Origin of the sequence: Peribacillus sp. FSL K6-1552 (assembly GCF_038005205.1) — a bacterium.
GTDB classification, from domain to species: domain Bacteria; phylum Bacillota; class Bacilli; order Bacillales; family DSM-1321; genus Peribacillus; species Peribacillus butanolivorans.
The window spans coordinates 1,878,823-1,899,534 of sequence record NZ_JBBOST010000001.1 but is presented as its reverse complement, the minus strand read 5'-3'; the positions used below and the strand labels follow the sequence as shown (position 1 = coordinate 1,899,534).

The window sequence follows — 20,712 nt, the reverse complement described above, 5'->3', positions numbered from 1 at the left end:
TTTCTATAAAAACGGCATTTACAGTACTCTTTCTGACCCTATAACTCAAAATACTGAACAAGGAACTAGCAAGTATTATCGTCATCGTAACCAATTAAGTTGGATGGACCTGAACTGGGCAGTGGATTTTTTTATTGCTGGTTTACTCTACAATTGGGAGGCAAAACACAACTCAAACTACACTTTCAGGCACCAATATAGAATCCTATGTAATTTATATACCTTGTACAGGGTCTATTTTCGAACACATGACGATTTAATCTGGGTGATATTATTTATTATGCACTTAGGGAAGAAATCTTCAACCGTTTCCAGATTCCATCTCTCGGATAAAAAATGGAAAGGAACTCTTTAAAAGCATGATATGAAACCCTGCCTCCATGCCCCTTTACCCTCTCTATATTACTGCTTAATTCTTTTTATCCTGCATCGCGTTTCTTAGTTTATATATCGTCTTAGAATGGATCTGAGAAATCCGCGACGTAGATAGGCTCATTACTTGTCCAATTTCGGTTAAAGTAAGCTCTTCTTTATAAAAAAGTTGTAAAACCAACTGTTCCTTTTCATTAAATGTTTCTATAACTTTGGCTAATTCCACATACAGTTCTTCCCTTAACAGATGTTCCTCAGGTAGATTTGCTTTTTCATCTTTAATATGAAAGTTTGTGCCTTCTTTATCATCTTGCTCTTGAGGATTCTCATCCATTGATAAAACGTTGGCAAAGAAATTCTCATTTAATGCAGCAAATACATCATCTTCCGGAATTTTTAATTCAGATGCAATTTCATTTGGTGAAAGATTTCTCATATATTTCTGCTCTAATTTTTCGATCGCAGACTCAATTTTCTTGGCTTTATCTCTAGCACTTCGCGGGAGCCAATCTTCTTTCCTTAATCCATCTAGTATCGCGCCACGAATTCGAAATGAAGCATATGTGTCAAATTTCAGATCACGTTTTGGATCAAAACGTTCTAGGGCATTGAATAACCCCATCATCCCCAAACTCCTTATATCATCTCGGCTCACATTTTTAGGCAGGCTCACTGAAATGCGTTGGACATGATAAGATACAAGTGGGATATATTTCTTAACCAAAATGTCCCCGGCTTGTTGATCTCTGCAGTCAATCCAATTTTTCCAGCATAACTGTTCCTCTCCGATAGTCAGATTAGACATGGGACTTCCTCCTAACATTGTATACATTTTGTAATCAAAACGGCCCAAGAGGCTCTAGATGCAACAATATTTTGATTGCAAGTGTTCCTGTCTGTCATTTTCAAGTTGCACTTTTTTCTGACAAGTCGTAATCCCTTATTATATGTTTTTTGTCCCTTTATTCACGGTCCGGATATTTAACATACAATCTTTCGAATTAAATTCTATTGTTCTACCGCTATTCCCACCCACATCTTCAGCAACAACATGGATGTGCAAGTCTGCTAATTCTTTCCGGACGGCTTCCACATTTCTGGGCCCTATTCTCATGAAATCCCCTCCAGAGGCAAATTGAAACATTTGTGCCCCACCAGCCATCTTCGCTTTTAAAAAAATCAATCTTGCCCCTTCTTTTACTAAGCGCTGCACTAATTCCTTTACCGCCGTATCTGCAAATTTGGCAACGTTAATATGTCCCGATTTAGCGAGTGAAGAGTCAGGCAACATGACGTGAGCCAAACCGGCAATCTCTTTTTTTTCATCATAAATCACAACTCCAACACATGATCCTAGACCTGAAGTACGGATCGAATAGGGAGGTTTTACAATATTCATATCTGCTATGCCGACTTTTACAACCTTGACGTGTAATAATTCAGTCATTTGTTGTCACTCCTAAAGAGGAGAAAATGATATCAAAAGATTCAGGATCAGGTAACAGAAAGAAATGTCCGTCGATAGATTCCGCAAATAGCTGATCCTTTTCAAGTACAGTATCTATGACAATGGCCGTGTCACTTACTTGTGACAATTCCAATAATCCATAACTGATCGTTGCTCCTACCATGTCGATACTCAATGACGGAACAGATGGATATAAATTCAATTGGGTGAAATCTGATAGAGAAGTTAGATAGGATCCCGATAATATATTCCCTAATTCCTGAAGGCAAGAAAGCGCCAAATCAGTATATGGAGTGGCATCTATTGAAAAGGTTTCATCTCCTGTCATCTGTTGAATGAAGTATTCAGCCACAGGTAGAGAAAGGATGAAAAACATACTACCGGAAGCATCGCCTGCTATTCGCAAGAAAATGCTAGCAACAACTTGTTCAGCCCCACCAGCCATTTCCATCATTTCATCAAAGGAAACCACTTGAACATTAGGAACATTCATATCAATTTTCCTATTAAGAATTGCCGAAAGTGCAGTGGCTGCGTGCCCAGCGCCAATATTGCCAATTTCCTTCAAGATATCGAGCTGAAGGGGATTAATTTTCTCAATAAACGACATATGATTATCCTTCTTTTCTCATATTTTCATTTACTTCAAGACTTAAAGCCTTTTCCAAATTAATTAACACGAGCAGTCGTTTTTCAATTTTAGCCACGCCGCTAATGTATTCTGACGCTGAATGACCAACAACTTCCGGCTGCGGTTCGATACTATCAACTGGAATATCCAATACATCATTGGCAGAGTCTACTATTAACCCCACTTCCATATCATCTAAAATGACAACGATAATCCTTGTAGAGTCGTTGTATTCTAACTCTTCAAAACCAAAACGGACCCGTAAATCAATAATTGGGGTAATTACACCCCTTAGATTTATGACTCCCTTAACAAGCTGAACAGCCTTAGGAACTCTTGTTATATGCAAAAGTTTTTCAATTCCACTAACCTTATCTACTGGAATGGCATATTCTTTATCTTTAATTTGAAATACAATTACTTTCATATCTTGAACGAGATTTGTAGTCGACATCTATTCTCCTCCTCTTATTAAATTTATGATGATAGCAGAGAGTAGCCTTCACGACGCCTGAATGCGAACAACCACTTAAATCAGAACTCATCCGCCCATTGCATAACCACGGTTAAACCCTGCTGACCGTTTCCTCTCTATTTCTCTATCGATCAATGAATCAATGTGTTGCAATCAATGATCAAAGCAACTTGACCATCACCTAATATCGTTGCCCCAGATATCGCAAAAGCAGATGTTAAATAATTACCAAGAGATTTCAAGACGATTTCGAGTTGTCCAATAAATGAATCCACAACTAATCCTGCCAATTTATCGCCTTTTCTGACAATAACCACAGAGAGAAATTCCTCTTCTTCCTGATGCACAGGCACTTCAAAAATTTCCTTCAGGAACAAGAGCGGTAGAACATTCCCCCTGAAGTCAATAACTTGTTGATTATGAGCATTCATGATATCTTCTTTTTTTATAATCGCAGTCTCTATAATAGAAGAAAGTGGAATAGCATATTTTTCCTTTTGGATTTCAACCAGCATTACAGAAATTATCGATAATGTAAGGGGAAGTTGTATAAGGAATATAGATCCTTCGTTCTCTTTGGAATCTATCGTTACAGACCCACCCAATGACTCGATCGTATTTTTAACCACATCCAGCCCTACACCACGTCCTGATACATCTGAAATGGTATCAGCTGTCGAGAACCCTGAAGCAAAAATTAATTCATAGATTTGCTTATCTGTTAAAGTAGCAGCAGCTTCCTTTGTCAAAATTCCATTGGAAAAGGCCTTGTTTAAGACAAGATCTTTATTTATTCCCGCTCCATCATCGTCAATTTCAATGAAAACATGGTTGCCGCTGTGATACGCTTTTAAAAGGATTTTCCCTTCTTCATTCTTCCCTTTCGCTAGACGTTCTTCAGGTGTTTCAATTCCATGATCCATTGCATTTCTTAATAAATGGACGAGTGGATCACCAATTTCATCTATAACTGTACGATCAAGTTCTGTTTCAGCTCCGATGATTTCCAAATCTACTTTCTTATTCAAATCCCTTGCTAATTGACGAACCATTTTAGGGAAACGATTGAATACAGTTTCTACAGGAACCATCCGCATATTCAACACAATTGTTTGCAAATCGCTGGTTATCCGGGACATTCTTTCAACTGTTTCATGCAGTTCCTGGTTATCCAAATCGCTTGAAATTTGATCGAGTCTACCTCTATCAATTACAAGTTCCTCAAATAAATTCATTAATATATCAAGCCGCTCGATATTTACCCGAATAGTCTTACTTGAGGCCGGCTTAGCAGGTGCCTGCTTCTTAGTCTCCTTATTCTCACTTAAAAGCAAGGCGTTCCTTTCTTGGGCCTGGTTATCCACTGCAGCTTTTTTTTCCTCCTTAGCATTGGCAGTGTGTCGTAGATCGTCAAGATTAAGAGCATTTATATCAACTTTTTCCACTTCAGAAATCTTCATGATTTTTTTATGAAGCTCTTCACTCGATTCTTTTGTTACCACTGTAACTGTAAACTTCCGATCAAACTGTTCTTCTTCCAAAAGTTCAACTGGTGGATTGGACTTGATTACTTCACCTGATTTTTCAAGCACCTCATATACCATAAATACCCTTGCTGCTTTTAATAGACAGTCTTCACGCAAATCTATCGAAATTTCATAACTGTCGAATCCTTGTTCTTTGGACTGCTGCAGGACTGTCAATTCAAATTCATCGTACTCACCACTTGTCACTTCTTCCTTTTCATGAACAGTAGATGCAGCTGCAGTCTCTGCGATAGAAGAGAAAACAGGCGACTCCCCTTTTTCAATCAATTGCAGCTGACGAACAACATTCTTCACATCTCTTTTTCCATCGCCACCTTCAGCAATAGACATGACAATTGCTTCTAAATCATCAACGGCTAAAAATATCACATCAAACAATTCAGGGGTAAGAATAATTTGACTGTTTCGAATCGCATCCAACACATTTTCCATTTTGTGGGTCAAGTTCGCTAAATCCTCATACCCCATGGTGGCCGACATCCCTTTTAAAGTATGAGCGGAACGAAAGATTTCGTTAACAATTGAAAGGTCTTCCGGGTTTTTCTCAAGTACCAACAGCTGTTCACTGCACGTTTGAAGATGTTCTTTACTTTCTTCAATAAATACCTCTAGATACTGATTCATATCCATACAATCTCCACCTCCACGTGTTAACAATAGCTAATTATTGCGTTAGCTATTGTTTCTACATCCTCTATGCTATCTATCAAGTTGGTAGCAATCGCCGCTTTCGGCATTCCAAAAACGATTGATGTCTTCTGTGACTCTGCAATCGCTTTTAAAGGACCCGTTTGATTCAACTTAATAATCCCACTTGAACCATCCATCCCCATCCCGGTCATGATGACAGCTATTTTCGCAAAATCAGTAATTTCACTTACTGATTCAAACAGCACATCTACTGAAGGGCGGTGTCCGCTACGCAGTTCGGATTGATCCAAAAGTACTACAATGCTCATCCCAACTTTTCTCACTTTCAGGTGAAAACCTCCAGGGGCAATATAAGCAACTCCTTTTTGGATCAGTTCCCCATCCTCTGCTTCCTTCACTTGAATCCTACATAATGAATTTAGACGGTCAGCCAAGGATTTTGTAAAACCAGAGGGCATATGCTGGACAACAAGAATAGGTGCATCAATTGTTTCTGGGAGTCCCGTCAATACTGTTTGAAGAGCCCTTGGTCCTCCTGTCGATGTACCAATGACTATAATTTTTTTATTCCAATAGGACCATTTATTTATGTTTTTTTCATTTCCCAACATTTCTCTTGTATCTATTTTACTATATTTTCTCCAAAACGATGAATTCCCCTCAATATTCATTGCATTTTTTTGTAGTATGTGAACATTCTCACTGCTGGCTGCCATAACTTTTTCAAACCCGTTCTTTCTTAATTTTGTGCAAATCCAGTGAAATGCCACCTAAAGGTTTAGCCACAAAGTCAAAGGCTCTACTGTACACAGAAGCAAAGGTATTTTCCATTCCTTCTTTCATCGTGCTTGAAAACATGATTTCAGCAGTTGGACATTCATCCATAATCCGATTTAATGCTTCTCTTCCATTCATAACCTGCATCTCTACATCTAAGGTGTCGAACTTTCTCAAATACGCAGAATCATCCACAATCAGCACTTTAACTTTATCCATGTAAGGAGACCTACTTTCCAAGAAGATATCTCTTCATATTGCTAAGGAAGTTGCTTTTTTGTAAAGTCAATTCTCCACCAAATGAATGGCTTGTATATCTCGATGCAATATCCATAAGAGCTTTAGATACATTAGCTTCAGAATCAAAAAGGATAAAGGGTATTTGTCTTGAAACAGCTTTGGAAACAGTTCTATCGTCCGGCAGGTAACCAAGTGCTACACTTTCCAGACCCAAAAATTTCTTAAGTGCATTTTGAAGCCGCATAATCGTTTCTTTGCCTTCCTTATTTGTGAAAACTCTATTACAAACCAGAAAATATGGAATTTCTTTTTTGACGGAATGTATGTATTTCATTGTAGAGTAGGCATCCATTACGGAAGTCGGTTCAGGCGTCGTAATAACGATTAACTCATCAACACATAACAAAAATTTTGCCGAGTCCTGAGTTATACCTGCCCCCATATCAAACAAAATATAATCATAATCCTTCAACAGCAAACTAAATTCTTCATTAAACCGCATAAACTTGTTTTCATCGAGGGAAAAGAGGCTTGTCAGCCCTGTTCCACCCGTAATGATTGAAATACTCTCTGGGCCTGTCGTCATAATATCTATCAAGCTACGACCACTTTCAAAGAAATCAACGATACTGTAAGATGAATGTTCACCAATCAAAATATCTATATTTCCCATCCCGATATCCATATCGAACAACAGGACCTTTTTTCCTCGTTTAGATAAAGCGAGGGAAAAGTTCAAAGAAAAGTTAGATTTTCCGACTCCACCTTTACCACTTAAAATGGCAAGAGTTTTAGCCACTGATTGATTTTGGTGGGGTTCCAGTCTTCTTCGTAAGTTCTCAGCTTGATCTTTCATATTTTTTAGCCCCAAAAGCCATTTTCAATAGCTGTGATGATGTAGCTTTTTCAATATCATCTGGTACATTCTGTCCATTTGTAATATAAGCGGCTCCTAGTTTATGAGCGTGTATAAAATTAAATATAGCCCCGAAAGTAGATGTCTCGTCAGCTTTTGTAAAAATGATCTGTTTAATTGGTATGCTAGCAAACTGCCGATAAATATCTTCCATATCCTTTTGCTTAGAAGTTAATGACAAAACTAAATATGTTTCCATCTCATCTGTAAAATCAATAATTTCACTAAGGTCTTTAACATACTGCGGATTGCGGAAATTCCTTCCAGCAGTATCTATAAATACAAAGTCATAATGAGAAAACCGTTCCGTTGCTTTTTTAAAATCTTCCAAATTATACGCTACTTCAATCGGAACATTTAAAATCTTTGCATACGTCTTAAGCTGATCTATTGCTGCAATCCTGTATGTATCTGTCGTAATGAAAGCCACTTTTTTACCATGCCTAAGCATGGTCTCTGCTGCTACTTTAGCGAGGGTGGTTGTCTTACCAACTCCTGTTGGTCCAACAATATTAATATATTTTTTTTGCAGACCGGGTTTCCCGTTTTGAACCTTCTCCAATATTTCAAATAAGGCTTCTTCTAACCAACCTTGTACTTCTTCGTCAGTGGATTGTTGTTTGAGAGCAAACCATTTTCCAAGTAATTCATCCATGATTTGCGAGCGAAGCTGTACATCCACTTCCTGCTCTGTGAGATAATCATTGATTTTCTGCAGTTTTCCCGGATAGTGTCTATCAGATGTGATTTGTATAGTTTTAATCATATCTTTTAAACCTTCTAATTCTTTTAATAGATCCGTACTTTCATTGTTACCTTCCTGTGTAACAGTGCTGTTACTCGATATTTCTTGTTTCACAGGCAACTTCTTCGTTTTTTGTTTAGTTACCATTTGATTGGGCTGTGAAACTGGATCGATGGCTGCAATGACTTCGATATTCCGTTTTTTGAATAATCCTAGGAAACCACCAATGTAGACAGCTTTTGAACTTAATATAATCACATCACTGCCTAATTCTTCTCTTATTCGCTTCATAGCTTCGGCCATTGATGGTGCCATATATTTCTTTACTTTCAATCGATATTCACCACCCCTACACTTTGTACTTCTACATTCGATTCGAGTTCATTGTATGAAAGAATCGGTACATTAGGAAAATAACGTTCTGTTAACTGCCGGGTATACATCCGTACTGCTGGAGAACAAAGTAGGATTGGTTGATGTTCCATTAACGTCAGCTCATCCAATTTGGCCGCAATTGCCTCCAATATGGACTGAGATATATTTGGATCTAGTGATAAAAAGTTTCCATGTTCAGTTTGTTGTACTCCATCTGCAATGGTTTTTTCTACTTTTCCCGATAACGTGATGACTTTTATTCGATTTTCTTCTACGATAAAGGAATTAGTAATCTGCCTGGCTAAATTCTGCCGTACATATTCAGTAAGCAAATCTGTATCCGTCGACAACTTACCATAATCAGCAAGTGTTTCGAAAATGATTGATAAGTTCCTTATAGAAACTTTTTCCTTTAACAATTTTGCCAATACCTTTTGTACATCACCTATCGACAAAGGATTCGGGGTGACCTCTTCTACAAGAATTGGTGATGATTCACCAAGATAATCGATCAATTGTTTCGTTTCCTGCCTGCCCAAAAGCTCATGAGCATTCGCTTTTATGACTTCCGTTAAATGTGTGGATACAACACTTGGAGGATCTACAACTGTATAGCCCATCATCTCTGCATGCTCTTTCATATCATCTGTAATCCATTTAGCTGGTAGACCAAATGATGGTTCTATCGTATCGATTCCTTCTATTGATTCATCTTCTATTCCTGGACTCATTGCCAAAAAGTGATTCAGAAGCAATTCCCCTTTTGCAATTTCATTTCCCTTAATTTTTAGCCGATACTCATTAGGGTTCAACTGGATATTATCTCGTATTCTGACGACTGGAATGACAAGTCCCATTTCAATTGCCAGTTGTCGGCGGATCATGACGACACGGTCTAGTAAGTCTCCCCCTTGATTGGCATCAGCAAGTGGAATTAGTCCATATCCAAACTCGAATTCGATTGGATCGACACTCAAAAGGTTAACGACACTTTCTGGACTTTTCATTTCATCTGTTTCCAACACTTCTTCCATTTCTTGTATTTCACTTTCATTCGGCTGTGGTATCCTAGAAATCGTATACCCTCCTATGACTAATAACGCTGCAATTGGAATCGTAAATATATCTGAAATTGGCGTGAATAAACCTAGCAAAAAAATTGTTGTTGCAGTCAAGTAAAGCATCTTTGGATATTGAAATAACTGTTCAACAATATCTGATCCAAGATTACCATTCGAGGCTGCCCGGGTTACAACTATCCCTGTTGCTGTTGAAATCAATAAGGCAGGCACTTGACTGACAATTCCATCTCCAACTGATAACATGGAAAAATGAACAGCAGATTCTCCAAAACTCATATCCAATTGCATGACACCAATAATCATTCCAAAAATCAAATTGATGATGACAATGATAATACCGGCGATGGCGTCTCCTTTAACAAACTTACTCGCTCCGTCCATGGATCCATAAAAGTCAGCTTCATTGCTGATTTTTTCTCGTCTGGTACGTGCCTCATTTTCTGAGATCATCCCAGCATTCAAATCAGCATCAATGGCCATCTGTTTCCCAGGCATCGCATCTAGCGTAAATCTTGCTGCCACTTCTGACACCCGTTCAGAACCTTTCGTGATGACGATGAAATTGATGATAACCAAAATGATAAATACAACTAAACCTACAAGCACGTTCCCTCCGACTACAAACGAGCCAAAGGTTTCGACTACACCGCCAGCATCACCATAGGTCAAAATGGCACGTGTCGTCGACACATTCAACCCCAGCCTGAATAATGTCAGTAAAAGGAGCAAGGAAGGAAATATTGAAAATTCCAAAGGCTCTTTCATATTCATCGTAGTCAATAGAACCAACAGCGCAAGAGATATATTTAAAAGAAGTAAAATACTTAACAACCATGTTGGTAATGGAATGACCAACATGGCAACAATCATGATGACGCTCGATATGACAACTAAATCTCTTGCTCGCATGTTCTTCTCTCCTAACTAGCGGGTCACATTTTACTTCTTTACAGCTTACCTTTCGTTTTATAAACAAAGGCGAGTATTTCAGCGACAGCCTTAAAAAATTCCTCAGGAATCGCCTGGCCTATTTCCGCTTGATCATATAAAGACCTTGCCAAAGGACGGTTTTCCACCATGATCACATCGTTTTCTTTAGCAATATATTTAATTTTCTGAGCTACAAAATCAACGCCTTTTGCCACTACAAACGGAGCCTCCGCCTTATTTTCATCATATTTTAAAGCAATCGCAAAATGCGTCGGGTTTGTGATGACGACATCAGCATTTGGCACTTCCTGCATCATTCTCTGCGCTGCCATCTGCCTTTGCTTTTGCTTAATCTTTGATTTAATTAACGGGTCACCCTCAAAATTTTTATATTCATCCTTAATATCCTGTTTGGACATCCGGATGTTTTTTTCAAAGTCATATTTTTGATACAAATAGTCTAATAGAGCAATGAACAATAAAGCCACGGCAGCATAATACCCTACCTTTATCGTAATATCTGCCAATGTTGCCATTGCTTCTTCCACAGAAATCTGGGATAAAATCATAATCTCGTCCATACGCTGCCAAAGTACATAAAAGGCAACTAAACCTACAAATGATATTTTAAGAATGGATTTCAATAATTCAACAATTGCCCTCAAGGAAAAAATACGTTTGAATCCTTTAATAGGATCCAATTTTTCAAGTTTAAACTGAATTGACTCAGTAGAAAACATAAACCCAATTTGCATCACATTAGCCAAAATCCCTGCAATCACCGCTGCTGCAAAAACAGGACCGAGGACAAGCCCCATCTCCTTCAAAACCTCTATCATGGTAATTTGTATATTTTCCTCACTGAATCCTGCAATCGTAAAGTGTTGCAGATATTCTTTCATTAGACCGAGAAGATGATTGTACATATAAGGTCCCATCATCAATAGCACCGAAAACACAGCAATTAAATTCACAGAGGTATTTACATCCTGACTTTTAGCTACCTGTCCTTTTTTCTTCGAATCCTGACGTTTTTTTGGAGTCGCCTTTTCCGTCTTTTCACCAGCGAAAAACTGTAAATCCAGCTGAATCCACACCATGTTATACGCCTCCGATCAGCTGCATTAACTGACGCATCGTCACAAGTAAGAAATTAAAAAGTTGGGTAACAACCGTCATCATCATTCCCATGACTATCACTATAACCGCTAAACCTGCTATAATTTTCACTGGAATTCCGACAACAAATACATTTAATTGGGGAACTGTCCTTGCCAGAATTCCAAGCGTGACATCCACTAAAAAAATGCTGCCCACTACTGGAATTGACATTTGAAACGCAATCATGAATGTCTTACTAAATGCTTTGGCCAAGTACTCTATTAATGCCTGGTCCCCAAAGGGCACAAATAATTGATCAATCGGGATGAACTGATAGCTATAAAAAATTCCATCCAAAAGCAAATGATGACCGTTTGTACTTAAAAGAAATAATAAGGCAATCGTATATAGATATTGTCCCATTAATGGACTTTGAGCGCCTGTTTGCGGATCGATGACATTGGCAATTGAAAAACCCATTTGAAAGTCAATTAACCCACCTGCAACTTGAACCGCTGATAAAATCATATAGGCAGCAAACCCGATGAAAAGCCCTACAAATGCTTCCTTTATGATTAATAAATAAAATGTGACATCCAAAGCTAGAACCGGCGCTTCAATGGTATAGTACATAATCCAAGCAAGGAAAATCCCAAGACCGATTCGATGCTGTATCGGTATAGATCGATACGAAAAAATCGGCATTGCCACGAAAAAGGTTGTAACCCTTACCACTATTAATAAAAATGCAGGAAAGTACGGAAATATATCCTCCATTCTCTACCCTACAAATCGATTCAAGTTACCGAATATTTCATTTGCGTATGATAATAGATGACTTAGCATCCATGGAGCGAGTAAAATAAGTGCCAATAAGACAGCCACAATTTTCGGAACGAACGCCAAGGTTTGTTCCTGAATCTGTGTGGTCGCCTGAAAGATACTTACTAATAGTCCTACAACAAGAGCTATCAACATCAAGGGGCCAGCGATAATCAATACCATATAAATTCCTTTTTCTGCTACATCAATAACAAACTCTGCGCTCATTTTTTCTCACCTGCTTAAAAACTCTGTAATAAAGACTTCACTACTAAATACCAACCGTCAACAAGAATGAAGAGGAGGATTTTAAACGGCAAGGAAATCATGACTGGTGGTAACATCATCATCCCCATCGACATCAGGACACTTGCAACGACCATATCAATAACCAGAAATGGAATAAAAATCATAAAACCTATTTGGAAGGCTGTTTTGATTTCACTAATTGCAAAAGCTGGTACAAATGCGGTCAAGGGAATATCCTGTATCGTTTCCGGCTTATCGACCTTGGCATATTCTAGAAATAAGGCCAAGTCCTTCTGCCTTGTATGGGCACTCATAAATTCCTTAAAAGGTATCGCAGTCTGCTCATACGCCTCTTCTAAATCTATTTCTTCATTAAATAGAGGAGTTAATGCTTTTTCGTTCACTTCCTGAAAAGTCGGTGCCATTACAAAAAATGTCATAAAAAGAGCTAGACCAACGAGGACTTGATTCGGCGGCATCTGTTGTGTAGCAAGCGACGTTCTCACAAAACTGAGGACAATAATGATTCTTGTAAAGCATGTCATTAAAATCAAAATGCTTGGAGCAAGCGATAAAACAGTCATCAAGAGAACAAGTTTGACGGAAGTAGAGACATTAGTGGGATCGCTGTTATTAAAAAACTCCATGAACTCATTCATTGTCTCTTCCTTTCCTTTCAAGCTCATTAAACAGCTTCTTCCTACTATCAGACATTTGATCGAGCTGATTTTTGAACTCTGAGGAAAAACTATTAGTTTCGATTTCTCTTTTTTTCAGCCACTTATTTTTCAATTTCGTCGCAAATTCTCCTGGCTGAATCATTTGATCCATTTTTTCGTTGTAATCTTTCATTAACTGCTCATATTCCTCGGGATTATCTATTTCTTTCAAGAGCTGTATATTTTCGCCAACTCCGACTACTAATATTCTATCGCCCACTTTAACAAGCTGAACCGATCGATTTGCTCCAAGGCTTGTCCCGCCTAAATTCTCTACTGAATTTGCTTTTTGATACGATTTACTTTTTTTATTTATGAACTTTAATATGATATATAAAAGCCCTACCACAAAAATGGTCGCAAAGATCATCCTTAGAAACTCCCAAATAGTTATCCCCACTTGTTCGGGATTTGAAGCTTGTTTGGTAGTTTGGGAGTCTTTTGATTTATCCGTTTTCAAATCATCTGTCTGTTCATAAACATCCTTCACTGTTTTATCAAGATCTTCCGCACTCGCCTGAATGGCCCCTGAGAAGAAAACTGCTATCACAAGTGAGACCTGAAGCCATTTTTTAATAAAAAACAATATGAAGACACCCTCTTACTTCATTAACTTAATGCTTTGTTTATGGCTTCCAATACCCTGTCTGCCTGAAATGGTTTCACAATAAAGTCTTTTGCCCCTGCCTGGATTGCATCAATAACCATTGCTTGTTGCCCCATTGCAGAACACATTATGACCTTCGCTTGCGGATTTACCTTTTTAATTTCTTTTAATGCTGTGATTCCATCCATTTCAGGCATAGTAATATCCATCGTTACAAGATCCGGATGCGTTTCTCTATATTTCTCTACTGCCTGAGCACCATCTGCTGCTTCTCCAACAATTTCAAAACCATTTTTAGAAAGGATATCTTTTATCATCATTCTCATAAATGCTGCATCGTCAACAATTAAAATTTTATTTGCCATTTTTTTGTCCTCCAAAATTATCTAAGTTTTTTTAGTCGATCGCTCTGACTCATAATATCCGTAACACGAACTCCAAAGTTTTCATCAATCACAACAACCTCGCCTTTTGCAATTAAGCGGCTGTTTACCAGGATATCCACCGGTTCACCAGCTAATTTATCCAATTCAATTATAGAACCAGATGACAGCTCTAGAATTTCTTTGACAGAGCGCTTTGTTCTCCCAAGCTCTACGGTTACTTGCAATGGGATATCCATCAGCATGCTAAGATTTTTCGTTTCGGACTCTTGAAGCTGATACGGCTGAAAACTGGAAAAACTGGCTGGCTGAACATTTACCGGTTGTCCTGTTGGAACGGATGAAACTCCAAAATGTTGCGGTTCATTCGGTATTTTGTATGTCGGTTTTGTTTGGTAACCACTTTGTCCATAATTCTCATTTGTCGGCTGATTCGATACAGGATTTTGGAATGATACCGGCTCTTGAGGAGAATTACTCTGTGTTGGGTTGGTTTGTATCTGTTCCATTTTATTTTCATCGGCTTCACTTTCACTTGTTCCATTTAATAGTTCACTGACTAACCCTTTTGCAAATTCTAAAGGCAACAGTTGCATAATGTTGGAATCAATTAATGTACCCACTCGTAAACGGAAAGAAATTTTTGCAAATAAATCCTCATCCGGTATTGCATTTTCACCTTCACCATTTAAAAAGTTCAGTAAATCGATGCTTGGTGGTGAAATATCTACCTTTTTACTGAAAATGGTCGACATTGATGTAGCAGCCGAACCCATCATTTGGTTCATTGCTTCCTGGACCGCACTTAGTTGAATTTCTCCTAGCATCTCTGAAGTATTCAAACCATTACCGCCAAGCATCAAATCGGCAATGATCGCCGCATCACTTTGTTTGATGACAAGCATATTAATGCCTGTAAAACCTTCTGTATATTGCACTTGGATGGCTACATAGGGATGCGGGAATTCTTCCGCAATCTTACCCCTTTCAATTAATGTAACCGCCGGGGTAGTGATATCCACTTTCTGATTCAACAAAGTGGATAAAGCAGTGGCCGAACTCCCAAAAGAGATATTCCCAATTTCACCGAGCGCGTCCAGTTCCATCATTGATAAATAATCTTCTATCGAAAGAAAGTTCACCTCATCTTCTATATCACTCGTACCTTTTAAAAGGGCATCTATCTCGTCTTGTGAAAGCATTTCATCACTTATCATTTTCGTCTCCCCCTTTCAAAATATTAAGAATCTGGATGGCGTGTTTTTTACCTACTTTGCCTGGTTGTCCACTATATTTCGGAATCCCCCCTACTTTAATTGTTAAAGGCTTATCGATTGCATGATTTAAATCGATGACATCACCTACATCAAGCAGAAGGAAATCCTGGATAGCAATATCCGTAGTTCCTAATTCGGAAATAATTGAGAGATCTGCATTCCTAATACGATTTTCCAAAACCTTGATTTCCTCAGGAATTCTTTCTTTTTGAGAATTTTCCATCCAGTAGTGAGCAGATAACTTCGGTATGATTGGTTCTAAAACGACGTGAGGAATACAAATGTTAATCATTCCGCTCGTTTCACCGATTTGCGTATTTAGAGATATGACTACAACTGTGTCATTTGGTGAAACCAATTGTAAAAATTGCGGATTCACCTCAAACTCTGTCATTACCGGTTCGATATCAACAATCGTCCCCCAAGCTTCTTGTAAATTTTCAAAAGCCTTTTCAAATAGATTTGACATGATCTTTGTTTCTATTTCAGTTAAACTGTCGACTTTATTAACGCTGATACCCCGCCCTCCCAAAACTCTGTCCATCATGGAATAAGCGATATTCGGATTGACCTCAAGAATGATACGGCCATCCAGAGGCGGTACCTCAAACACATTCAAAATGGTCATCTTAGGTATTGAACGTATAAACTCTTCATATGGAATTTGATCTGCAGATGCTACGGATATTTGAACATATGTCCTCAGCTGAGCAGAGAAATAAGTTGTAAGCAATCTTGCAAAGTTCTCGTGTATCCTAGTCAAACTGCGGATTTGATCCTTTGAAAACCGAAGTGCTCTTTTAAAGTCGTACACCTTCACTCTTTTTTCTACTTCTTCTTTCTTTAGATCATCTGCATCCATTTCACCTGTAGAAATGGCCGATAACAAAGCATCGATTTCATTTTGCGATAATATTTCCCCGGACATTAGCACTCACCTCCAAAGCTTCCCCTTCTTATTTAATGAAGCAAGGATGTTCTTATTGAAGAATCGAGGAGGTTATATAAACCTTTTCAACTTTTCCTTCTTCCATTAATTCATTAATTCTAGTCTTTAACGTATCCTGAAGTTTTTCCTTGCCCTTTTTACCAGTTAGCTCTGTCGCTTTCATTTCGGACAGTTCGGCAATAATAATGTTTTTCACCTGAAAACTTCTTTTTTCCAACTCTTCTTTTGCTTTTTTATTTTCTGTTTGGACCATAAATGAGATTTTGATATAATCATTACTCGAGAGATTCGTTGTAATTTCAGGAATTTCAACAGATGATTTGATAATTTCATCTATGGAGGGTTTACCCTCTGCAGATGTGGGATCAGATAACTTTGTAACAACCACGACCGCTATTACGCCAACAAGAGTAATTGCCACCAGCATAATCAACATAATCGTCAATAGTTTTTTTTTCATAACCTTTCCTCCTCATCATCACGCAATCCCAGAACATTCACGGTACGATAAAATTGTATAATGGCTTGAATTATTTCTTCTTCCTTCTCGAGCACCACAATTTTCTTCCCATTTGTAAACGTAATAGTCGAATCCGGCAGCGATTCGACCGTATCTATGTACAATGCATTGATATGAAAGCTTTTGCCATTCAGCCTTGTGACTTTAATAATAATATTTAGGAGCCAGAGCAAATAAGCACCTGGCTCCTCCCTCCCTTAACTTATCGTTTTAAGTTAACCAGCTCTTGTAAAATTTCATCCGATGTCGTGATAATTCTTGAATTCGATTGGAATCCACGTTGCGCGACGATCATTTCCGTAAACTCTTCTGATAAATCGACGTTGGACATTTCCAAAGAACCTGATGCAATTGTTCCGCGTCCTTCACCTGCGACATTGATGTTTGCTGTACCAGAGTTTATTGATTCTTGGAATATATTGCCTCCTGTTTTAGTCAATCCGGATGCATTTGTAAACTTGGCAATAGCCAGTTGACCCAAAGTCACAATTTTCCCATTTGAGTAGATACCGCTAATTTCACCTGAAGGCCCAAAATTAAAGCTCTCCAGTTTCCCTTCTTTATTACCATTCGGGTTGACCATAGCTGTAGTTGTTCCTTTATCTTGGTTAAGAGTAGAGAAATCGAAATCTAATTTTATTTTTTTACTATCATCACTGTCATCACCTTTACTAATATCAATTGATAGGTTAACATCGCTTGTCACATCGCATTTACCATCCGTAAAACTAAGAGTAGTTAATGGCTCTAGTTCAGAGTCCGAAGTTGGATCCTGATCATAAACTCCCCAATTATTCTCACCATTTTTCTTGAAATAAATAGTTGTTGTTTGTTCTTTACCTTTTTCATCAACAACTTTTATTTGCTGGCTGAATACGGAACCCTCAATTGCGTCCGCTGCCAAGTTTTCACTTACGGTTACTTTTGTAGTTGTTACAGCAGGTAAAACCGCATTAACGTTTACAGATACATCTCCGATTGTTTTTGATAGTTTTCCGTTTGCATCAACCTTGTAGGCTTGCACTTTCATTCCATTAGAATTTACAAGCGTGCCATTATCATCTAAATAGAAGTTACCAGCACGTGTATAAGATAATACATCTCCTTCTTTGACGACGAAATAACCATCTCCAGATATACCCAAATCAAGATCGCGTCCAGTAGTTTGCAAGCTTGATTGAGTATGAATGGTGTCAATTGTTGCGATAGTTGACCCCAATCCAATCTGCTTAGAGTTGGTACCACCTTTATTTGCTGTCGCGGCACTAGCACCAGATATTGTTTGGTTCATCGTATCACTGAATGTTACACGACTTTTTTTGAAACCATAGGTGTTGACATTAGCCACATTATTCCCGATAACATCTAATTTTGTTTGTAAGTTCTTCAATCCGCTTATTCCTGAGTACATTGAACGAAGCATTAAAAGCTCCCCTTTCATATCGTGACTGCTTCTGTCATTCCACAGCCTAGGCTTCCTATACTAGGTCCGGCCTATTAATCTAATAGTATGGTACCATTGATATTCGTGAAAATTTGAGACGAGGCTTCCTCTCGATCCACAACAGTAATGACTTTGTTATTTTTAGTGCTGATTACGAGTGCCGCGTTATCGATAATAATAAGAGATTCTGTCACACCCATCTTTTTGGCCTCATTTGCTTTATCGGCTATTTTGTCCCAAGTTTGTTGCTCTATTACTATTTTCCTTTGATCCATCCGCATTTTTGCATGTTTACTAATTGTCAGCTTTTCATTAGTAGATATGGCTTCTTGAAAATGCTGTTGAAATCCTTGTTGGATCATTTGCCTTTGTCTCAAGGGAGTTTTTGTTAGTGGATTCATCTGAGCGGAATTTGCTTGAAAACCGAGTTTATCCATTTTTCCGCTCCTTAAGCACTAGCGATTTTGATCAATTGCTCTAATGATAGTTTTGTGCCGCTGTCATCATCCACTTCTATCTGCACCTTGCCTTTATTCATGGATACTGATGTAACAACGGCAGAAAGGTCTCCATTTTCTTCATCATTCCATGTGACACGTTTGCCTATTAATTCACTTGCATTAGTCAAACTGTTAGATGTCGTGCTTGATTGTTTCATTGCCGAAATATTTGCTGGTTGAAGTTTTGTGCCATCTTCTAAAATGAAATAAATATTGTCACCTTTATATTGAATCGATTCCACGATACCTACGCCTTCTTCTATCGCAAGGTTCTCACCGCTTTCATCCAATATATGCCAAGTTACTTCCTTACCAACGAATGAGTTATAGTTCATTAAACTATTTTGTTGGTTTAACCCAATTAGTTCATCTATTTGGGATCCTATATTCATCATTTGTTCCAAAGAAGAAAAAGTGGCCATTTGGGCTATAAATTCTGTATTGTCCATCGGACTGGAAGGATCTTGGTTTTGCAGCTGGGTAAGCAATAATTTCAGGAAATCATCTTTTCCGAGTGAATCGCCTGTTTTTCTGTCTGATTGATAGCTTGATAATAATAGTGACGTATCAATGGTCGTCATTTCTTCACCTACACTTCTAGATTTAACAGAGCTTCTGCAAAGGAGCCTGTAAATTCACTTTCTGTCTCATCATTGCTTTCCCTCTTATTCTCTTGTTGTCTATTTTGTTCATCCGCATCTTTCTGGCTGAATTTCTCTGAGTTGAAAGCATTGTACGCCTGAGATACTTCAATTTTTTCAATTTGGATATTTTGGCCGTTAAAGGCTTGCTTTAACCCGTGAATCTGTTTCTCCAGCATATCTTTTGCTTGCGCTGATGTGGCCAAAATTTTCGCTGTCATCATGCCATCCTTTTGAATCAACTCAATTCTAAGTGACCCTAAGTGTTCGGGATTCAATTTTATTAACAGTTTATTTACACCGTTAGCCCCTGTGAAATTTGCTTTACTCAAGATACTTTCAAACTGTTTAACAAACTCTTCCTGACTGACAGTTTGTCCACCCTTAGCAGCCGTCAAGACGAATTGTTCAAGCTTTGTCATTAGAAATGACATACCCGAACCTTGATAGTTACTACTATCCGCTGTTTTTAAAGTCAGACCGGTACTATTTGTTCCATCTTTACTTACCTTGTCGCTTCCAGTTAATTGTGAGAATGCGCTTTTCACAGTTTCCAATGTTTTATTTTGCCTTTTTTCCAAAAGAAGAGAAAAATCAAGGTTAGTATTTGTTTTATGATGCTGATTAGGCAGCCATTTTTCCAGTTTTCCTGATATCTCTTCAAGCAGATTTTTCATTTGCTTATGGATGGTTGCTTCATCTTGTGTCATATCTTTATTCTCTGATAAAAGATCGTGAAGTTTTACCAACTTTAATAGATTCGCTGTCCCCTCTAATGGGAGCTGTTTCCACTCTTCTTCACTCAACGAAGCAACCTGTTTTAGGATTGTATATAGTTCCATGACATTGGCTGATAACAGGCTTTGTGAATCCAACCTCAAGTCTTCCGGTTCTTGTTCTAAATTGATTTCCTCTATAGTCGTAAAGAATTCTGTAAGAGTCTCTTCATTATTACCGCTAAGCCTTTTTAGTAACTGGAATAGGTGGGTTCTAACATCCCCTTGATTGTTTACTAAAGGATCTTCAGCAACACTTTCTTCCTCAAGGTCACTTAGACTGTTAAGTTTCAAAATATCTAGTAAATCCTTTAGAGTTGACAACCCCTCATTGGAAAGACGCAAGGATTCAGTATCTAATGGACTGCCTGAATCTGCCCCTACGGAGGATTGAAGGACTGAACCAAACCCCAATTTCATCCCCTGGTTTTGCTTTAATTGAACAGTTTGACTTACTGATGCCAAGGGGAATAAAGAATTAATGGCCAAATTCATATATTATTCACCTCCTTTAA

General features: G+C 38.2%; 22 protein-coding genes and 1 pseudogene. All 23 read right to left on the bottom strand.

Translation table 11 applies throughout. From position 1 onward, the window contains the following. Positions 1 to 409: 409 nt before the first annotated feature. The gene (locus NST21_RS09155; RefSeq protein ID WP_340888773.1) at positions 410 to 1,177 is read right to left on the bottom strand and encodes a FliA/WhiG family RNA polymerase sigma factor; all 768 of its coding nucleotides are present in this window, start codon (positions 1,175 to 1,177) and stop codon (positions 410 to 412) included. Between the two features lie 138 nt (positions 1,178 to 1,315). Next, positions 1,316 to 1,819 carry a chemotaxis protein CheD gene (locus NST21_RS09150; protein ID WP_340888772.1) on the bottom strand — a complete coding sequence of 168 codons (504 nt, stop codon included), beginning with the start codon at positions 1,817 to 1,819 and terminating at the stop codon, positions 1,316 to 1,318. Beyond that, entirely contained in the window at positions 1,812 to 2,450 is a 639-nt protein-coding gene (locus NST21_RS09145; protein WP_340888771.1) for a chemotaxis protein CheC, read from the bottom strand. Before NST21_RS09145 ends, NST21_RS09150 begins: the two co-directional genes overlap by 8 nt. Before the next feature lie 4 nt (positions 2,451 to 2,454). After that, positions 2,455 to 2,925, bottom strand: coding sequence for a chemotaxis protein CheW (locus NST21_RS09140; protein WP_057213641.1), 471 nt, complete (start codon positions 2,923 to 2,925; stop codon positions 2,455 to 2,457). 152 nt (positions 2,926 to 3,077) lie between these two features. Further along, positions 3,078 to 5,123 carry a chemotaxis protein CheA gene (locus NST21_RS09135; protein ID WP_340888770.1) on the bottom strand — a complete coding sequence of 682 codons (2,046 nt, stop codon included), beginning with the start codon at positions 5,121 to 5,123 and terminating at the stop codon, positions 3,078 to 3,080. A 20-nt stretch (positions 5,124 to 5,143) separates the two neighbouring features. Next, positions 5,144 to 6,140, bottom strand: a pseudogene (gene cheB / locus NST21_RS09130) (chemotaxis-specific protein-glutamate methyltransferase CheB). Positions 6,141 to 6,150: 10 nt separating this feature from the next. After that, a complete protein-coding gene (locus NST21_RS09125; RefSeq protein WP_056526804.1) occupies positions 6,151 to 7,017 on the bottom strand; it encodes a MinD/ParA family protein in 867 nt (288 codons plus the stop codon). Continuing rightward, the gene (gene flhF / locus NST21_RS09120; protein ID WP_340888769.1) at positions 7,001 to 8,155 is read right to left on the bottom strand and encodes a flagellar biosynthesis protein FlhF; all 1,155 of its coding nucleotides are present in this window, start codon (positions 8,153 to 8,155) and stop codon (positions 7,001 to 7,003) included. Before flhF ends, NST21_RS09125 begins: the two co-directional genes overlap by 17 nt. Continuing rightward, the gene (flhA, locus tag NST21_RS09115; RefSeq protein WP_340888768.1) at positions 8,152 to 10,188 is read right to left on the bottom strand and encodes a flagellar biosynthesis protein FlhA; all 2,037 of its coding nucleotides are present in this window, start codon (positions 10,186 to 10,188) and stop codon (positions 8,152 to 8,154) included. The genes flhF and flhA overlap by 4 nt, the downstream gene beginning before the upstream one ends. A 38-nt stretch (positions 10,189 to 10,226) precedes the next feature. Then, positions 10,227 to 11,309: a flagellar biosynthesis protein FlhB gene (gene flhB, locus NST21_RS09110; RefSeq protein WP_340888767.1), complete on the bottom strand. Its 1,083-nt coding sequence runs from the start codon at positions 11,307 to 11,309 to the stop codon at positions 10,227 to 10,229. Position 11,310: 1 nt separating this feature from the next. Next, positions 11,311 to 12,087, bottom strand: coding sequence for a flagellar biosynthetic protein FliR (gene fliR / locus NST21_RS09105; RefSeq protein ID WP_057213627.1), 777 nt, complete (start codon positions 12,085 to 12,087; stop codon positions 11,311 to 11,313). Positions 12,088 to 12,090: 3 nt separating this feature from the next. Then, positions 12,091 to 12,360, bottom strand: coding sequence for a flagellar biosynthesis protein FliQ (fliQ, locus tag NST21_RS09100; RefSeq protein ID WP_056526792.1), 270 nt, complete (start codon positions 12,358 to 12,360; stop codon positions 12,091 to 12,093). A gap of 14 nt (positions 12,361 to 12,374) precedes the next feature. Then, positions 12,375 to 13,040 (bottom strand): flagellar type III secretion system pore protein FliP, encoded by a 666-nt coding sequence (gene fliP / locus NST21_RS09095; RefSeq protein ID WP_053348014.1) that lies wholly within the window; start codon positions 13,038 to 13,040, stop codon positions 12,375 to 12,377. Beyond that, positions 13,033 to 13,686 carry a flagellar biosynthetic protein FliO gene (locus NST21_RS09090; RefSeq protein WP_340888766.1) on the bottom strand — a complete coding sequence of 218 codons (654 nt, stop codon included), beginning with the start codon at positions 13,684 to 13,686 and terminating at the stop codon, positions 13,033 to 13,035. The genes fliP and NST21_RS09090 overlap by 8 nt, the downstream gene beginning before the upstream one ends. A 23-nt stretch (positions 13,687 to 13,709) precedes the next feature. Next, complete coding sequence (locus tag NST21_RS09085; protein ID WP_053345335.1) at positions 13,710 to 14,072, bottom strand: response regulator; 363 nt, start codon at positions 14,070 to 14,072, stop codon at positions 13,710 to 13,712. A gap of 17 nt (positions 14,073 to 14,089) precedes the next feature. Further along, positions 14,090 to 15,307 (bottom strand): flagellar motor switch phosphatase FliY, encoded by a 1,218-nt coding sequence (fliY, locus tag NST21_RS09080; protein ID WP_340888765.1) that lies wholly within the window; start codon positions 15,305 to 15,307, stop codon positions 14,090 to 14,092. Then, a complete protein-coding gene (fliM, locus tag NST21_RS09075) occupies positions 15,297 to 16,295 on the bottom strand; it encodes a flagellar motor switch protein FliM (protein WP_053345333.1) in 999 nt (332 codons plus the stop codon). Before fliM ends, fliY begins: the two co-directional genes overlap by 11 nt. A gap of 52 nt (positions 16,296 to 16,347) precedes the next feature. Next, positions 16,348 to 16,776, bottom strand: a complete 429-nt coding sequence (gene fliL, locus NST21_RS09070) for a flagellar basal body-associated protein FliL (protein WP_056526779.1) — start codon at positions 16,774 to 16,776, stop codon at positions 16,348 to 16,350. Beyond that, positions 16,773 to 16,988, bottom strand: coding sequence for a flagellar FlbD family protein (locus NST21_RS09065; RefSeq protein WP_053348013.1), 216 nt, complete (start codon positions 16,986 to 16,988; stop codon positions 16,773 to 16,775). Before NST21_RS09065 ends, fliL begins: the two co-directional genes overlap by 4 nt. Before the next feature lie 50 nt (positions 16,989 to 17,038). Further along, positions 17,039 to 18,259: a flagellar hook protein FlgE gene (locus NST21_RS09060; protein ID WP_340888764.1), complete on the bottom strand. Its 1,221-nt coding sequence runs from the start codon at positions 18,257 to 18,259 to the stop codon at positions 17,039 to 17,041. A gap of 74 nt (positions 18,260 to 18,333) precedes the next feature. Further along, complete coding sequence (locus tag NST21_RS09055) at positions 18,334 to 18,717, bottom strand: TIGR02530 family flagellar biosynthesis protein (RefSeq protein WP_340888762.1); 384 nt, start codon at positions 18,715 to 18,717, stop codon at positions 18,334 to 18,336. A gap of 11 nt (positions 18,718 to 18,728) precedes the next feature. Next, a complete protein-coding gene (gene flgD / locus NST21_RS09050) occupies positions 18,729 to 19,361 on the bottom strand; it encodes a flagellar hook assembly protein FlgD (protein WP_340888761.1) in 633 nt (210 codons plus the stop codon). A gap of 8 nt (positions 19,362 to 19,369) precedes the next feature. Continuing rightward, a complete protein-coding gene (locus tag NST21_RS09045) occupies positions 19,370 to 20,692 on the bottom strand; it encodes a flagellar hook-length control protein FliK (protein WP_340888760.1) in 1,323 nt (440 codons plus the stop codon). Between the last annotated feature and the right edge of the window lie 20 nt (positions 20,693 to 20,712).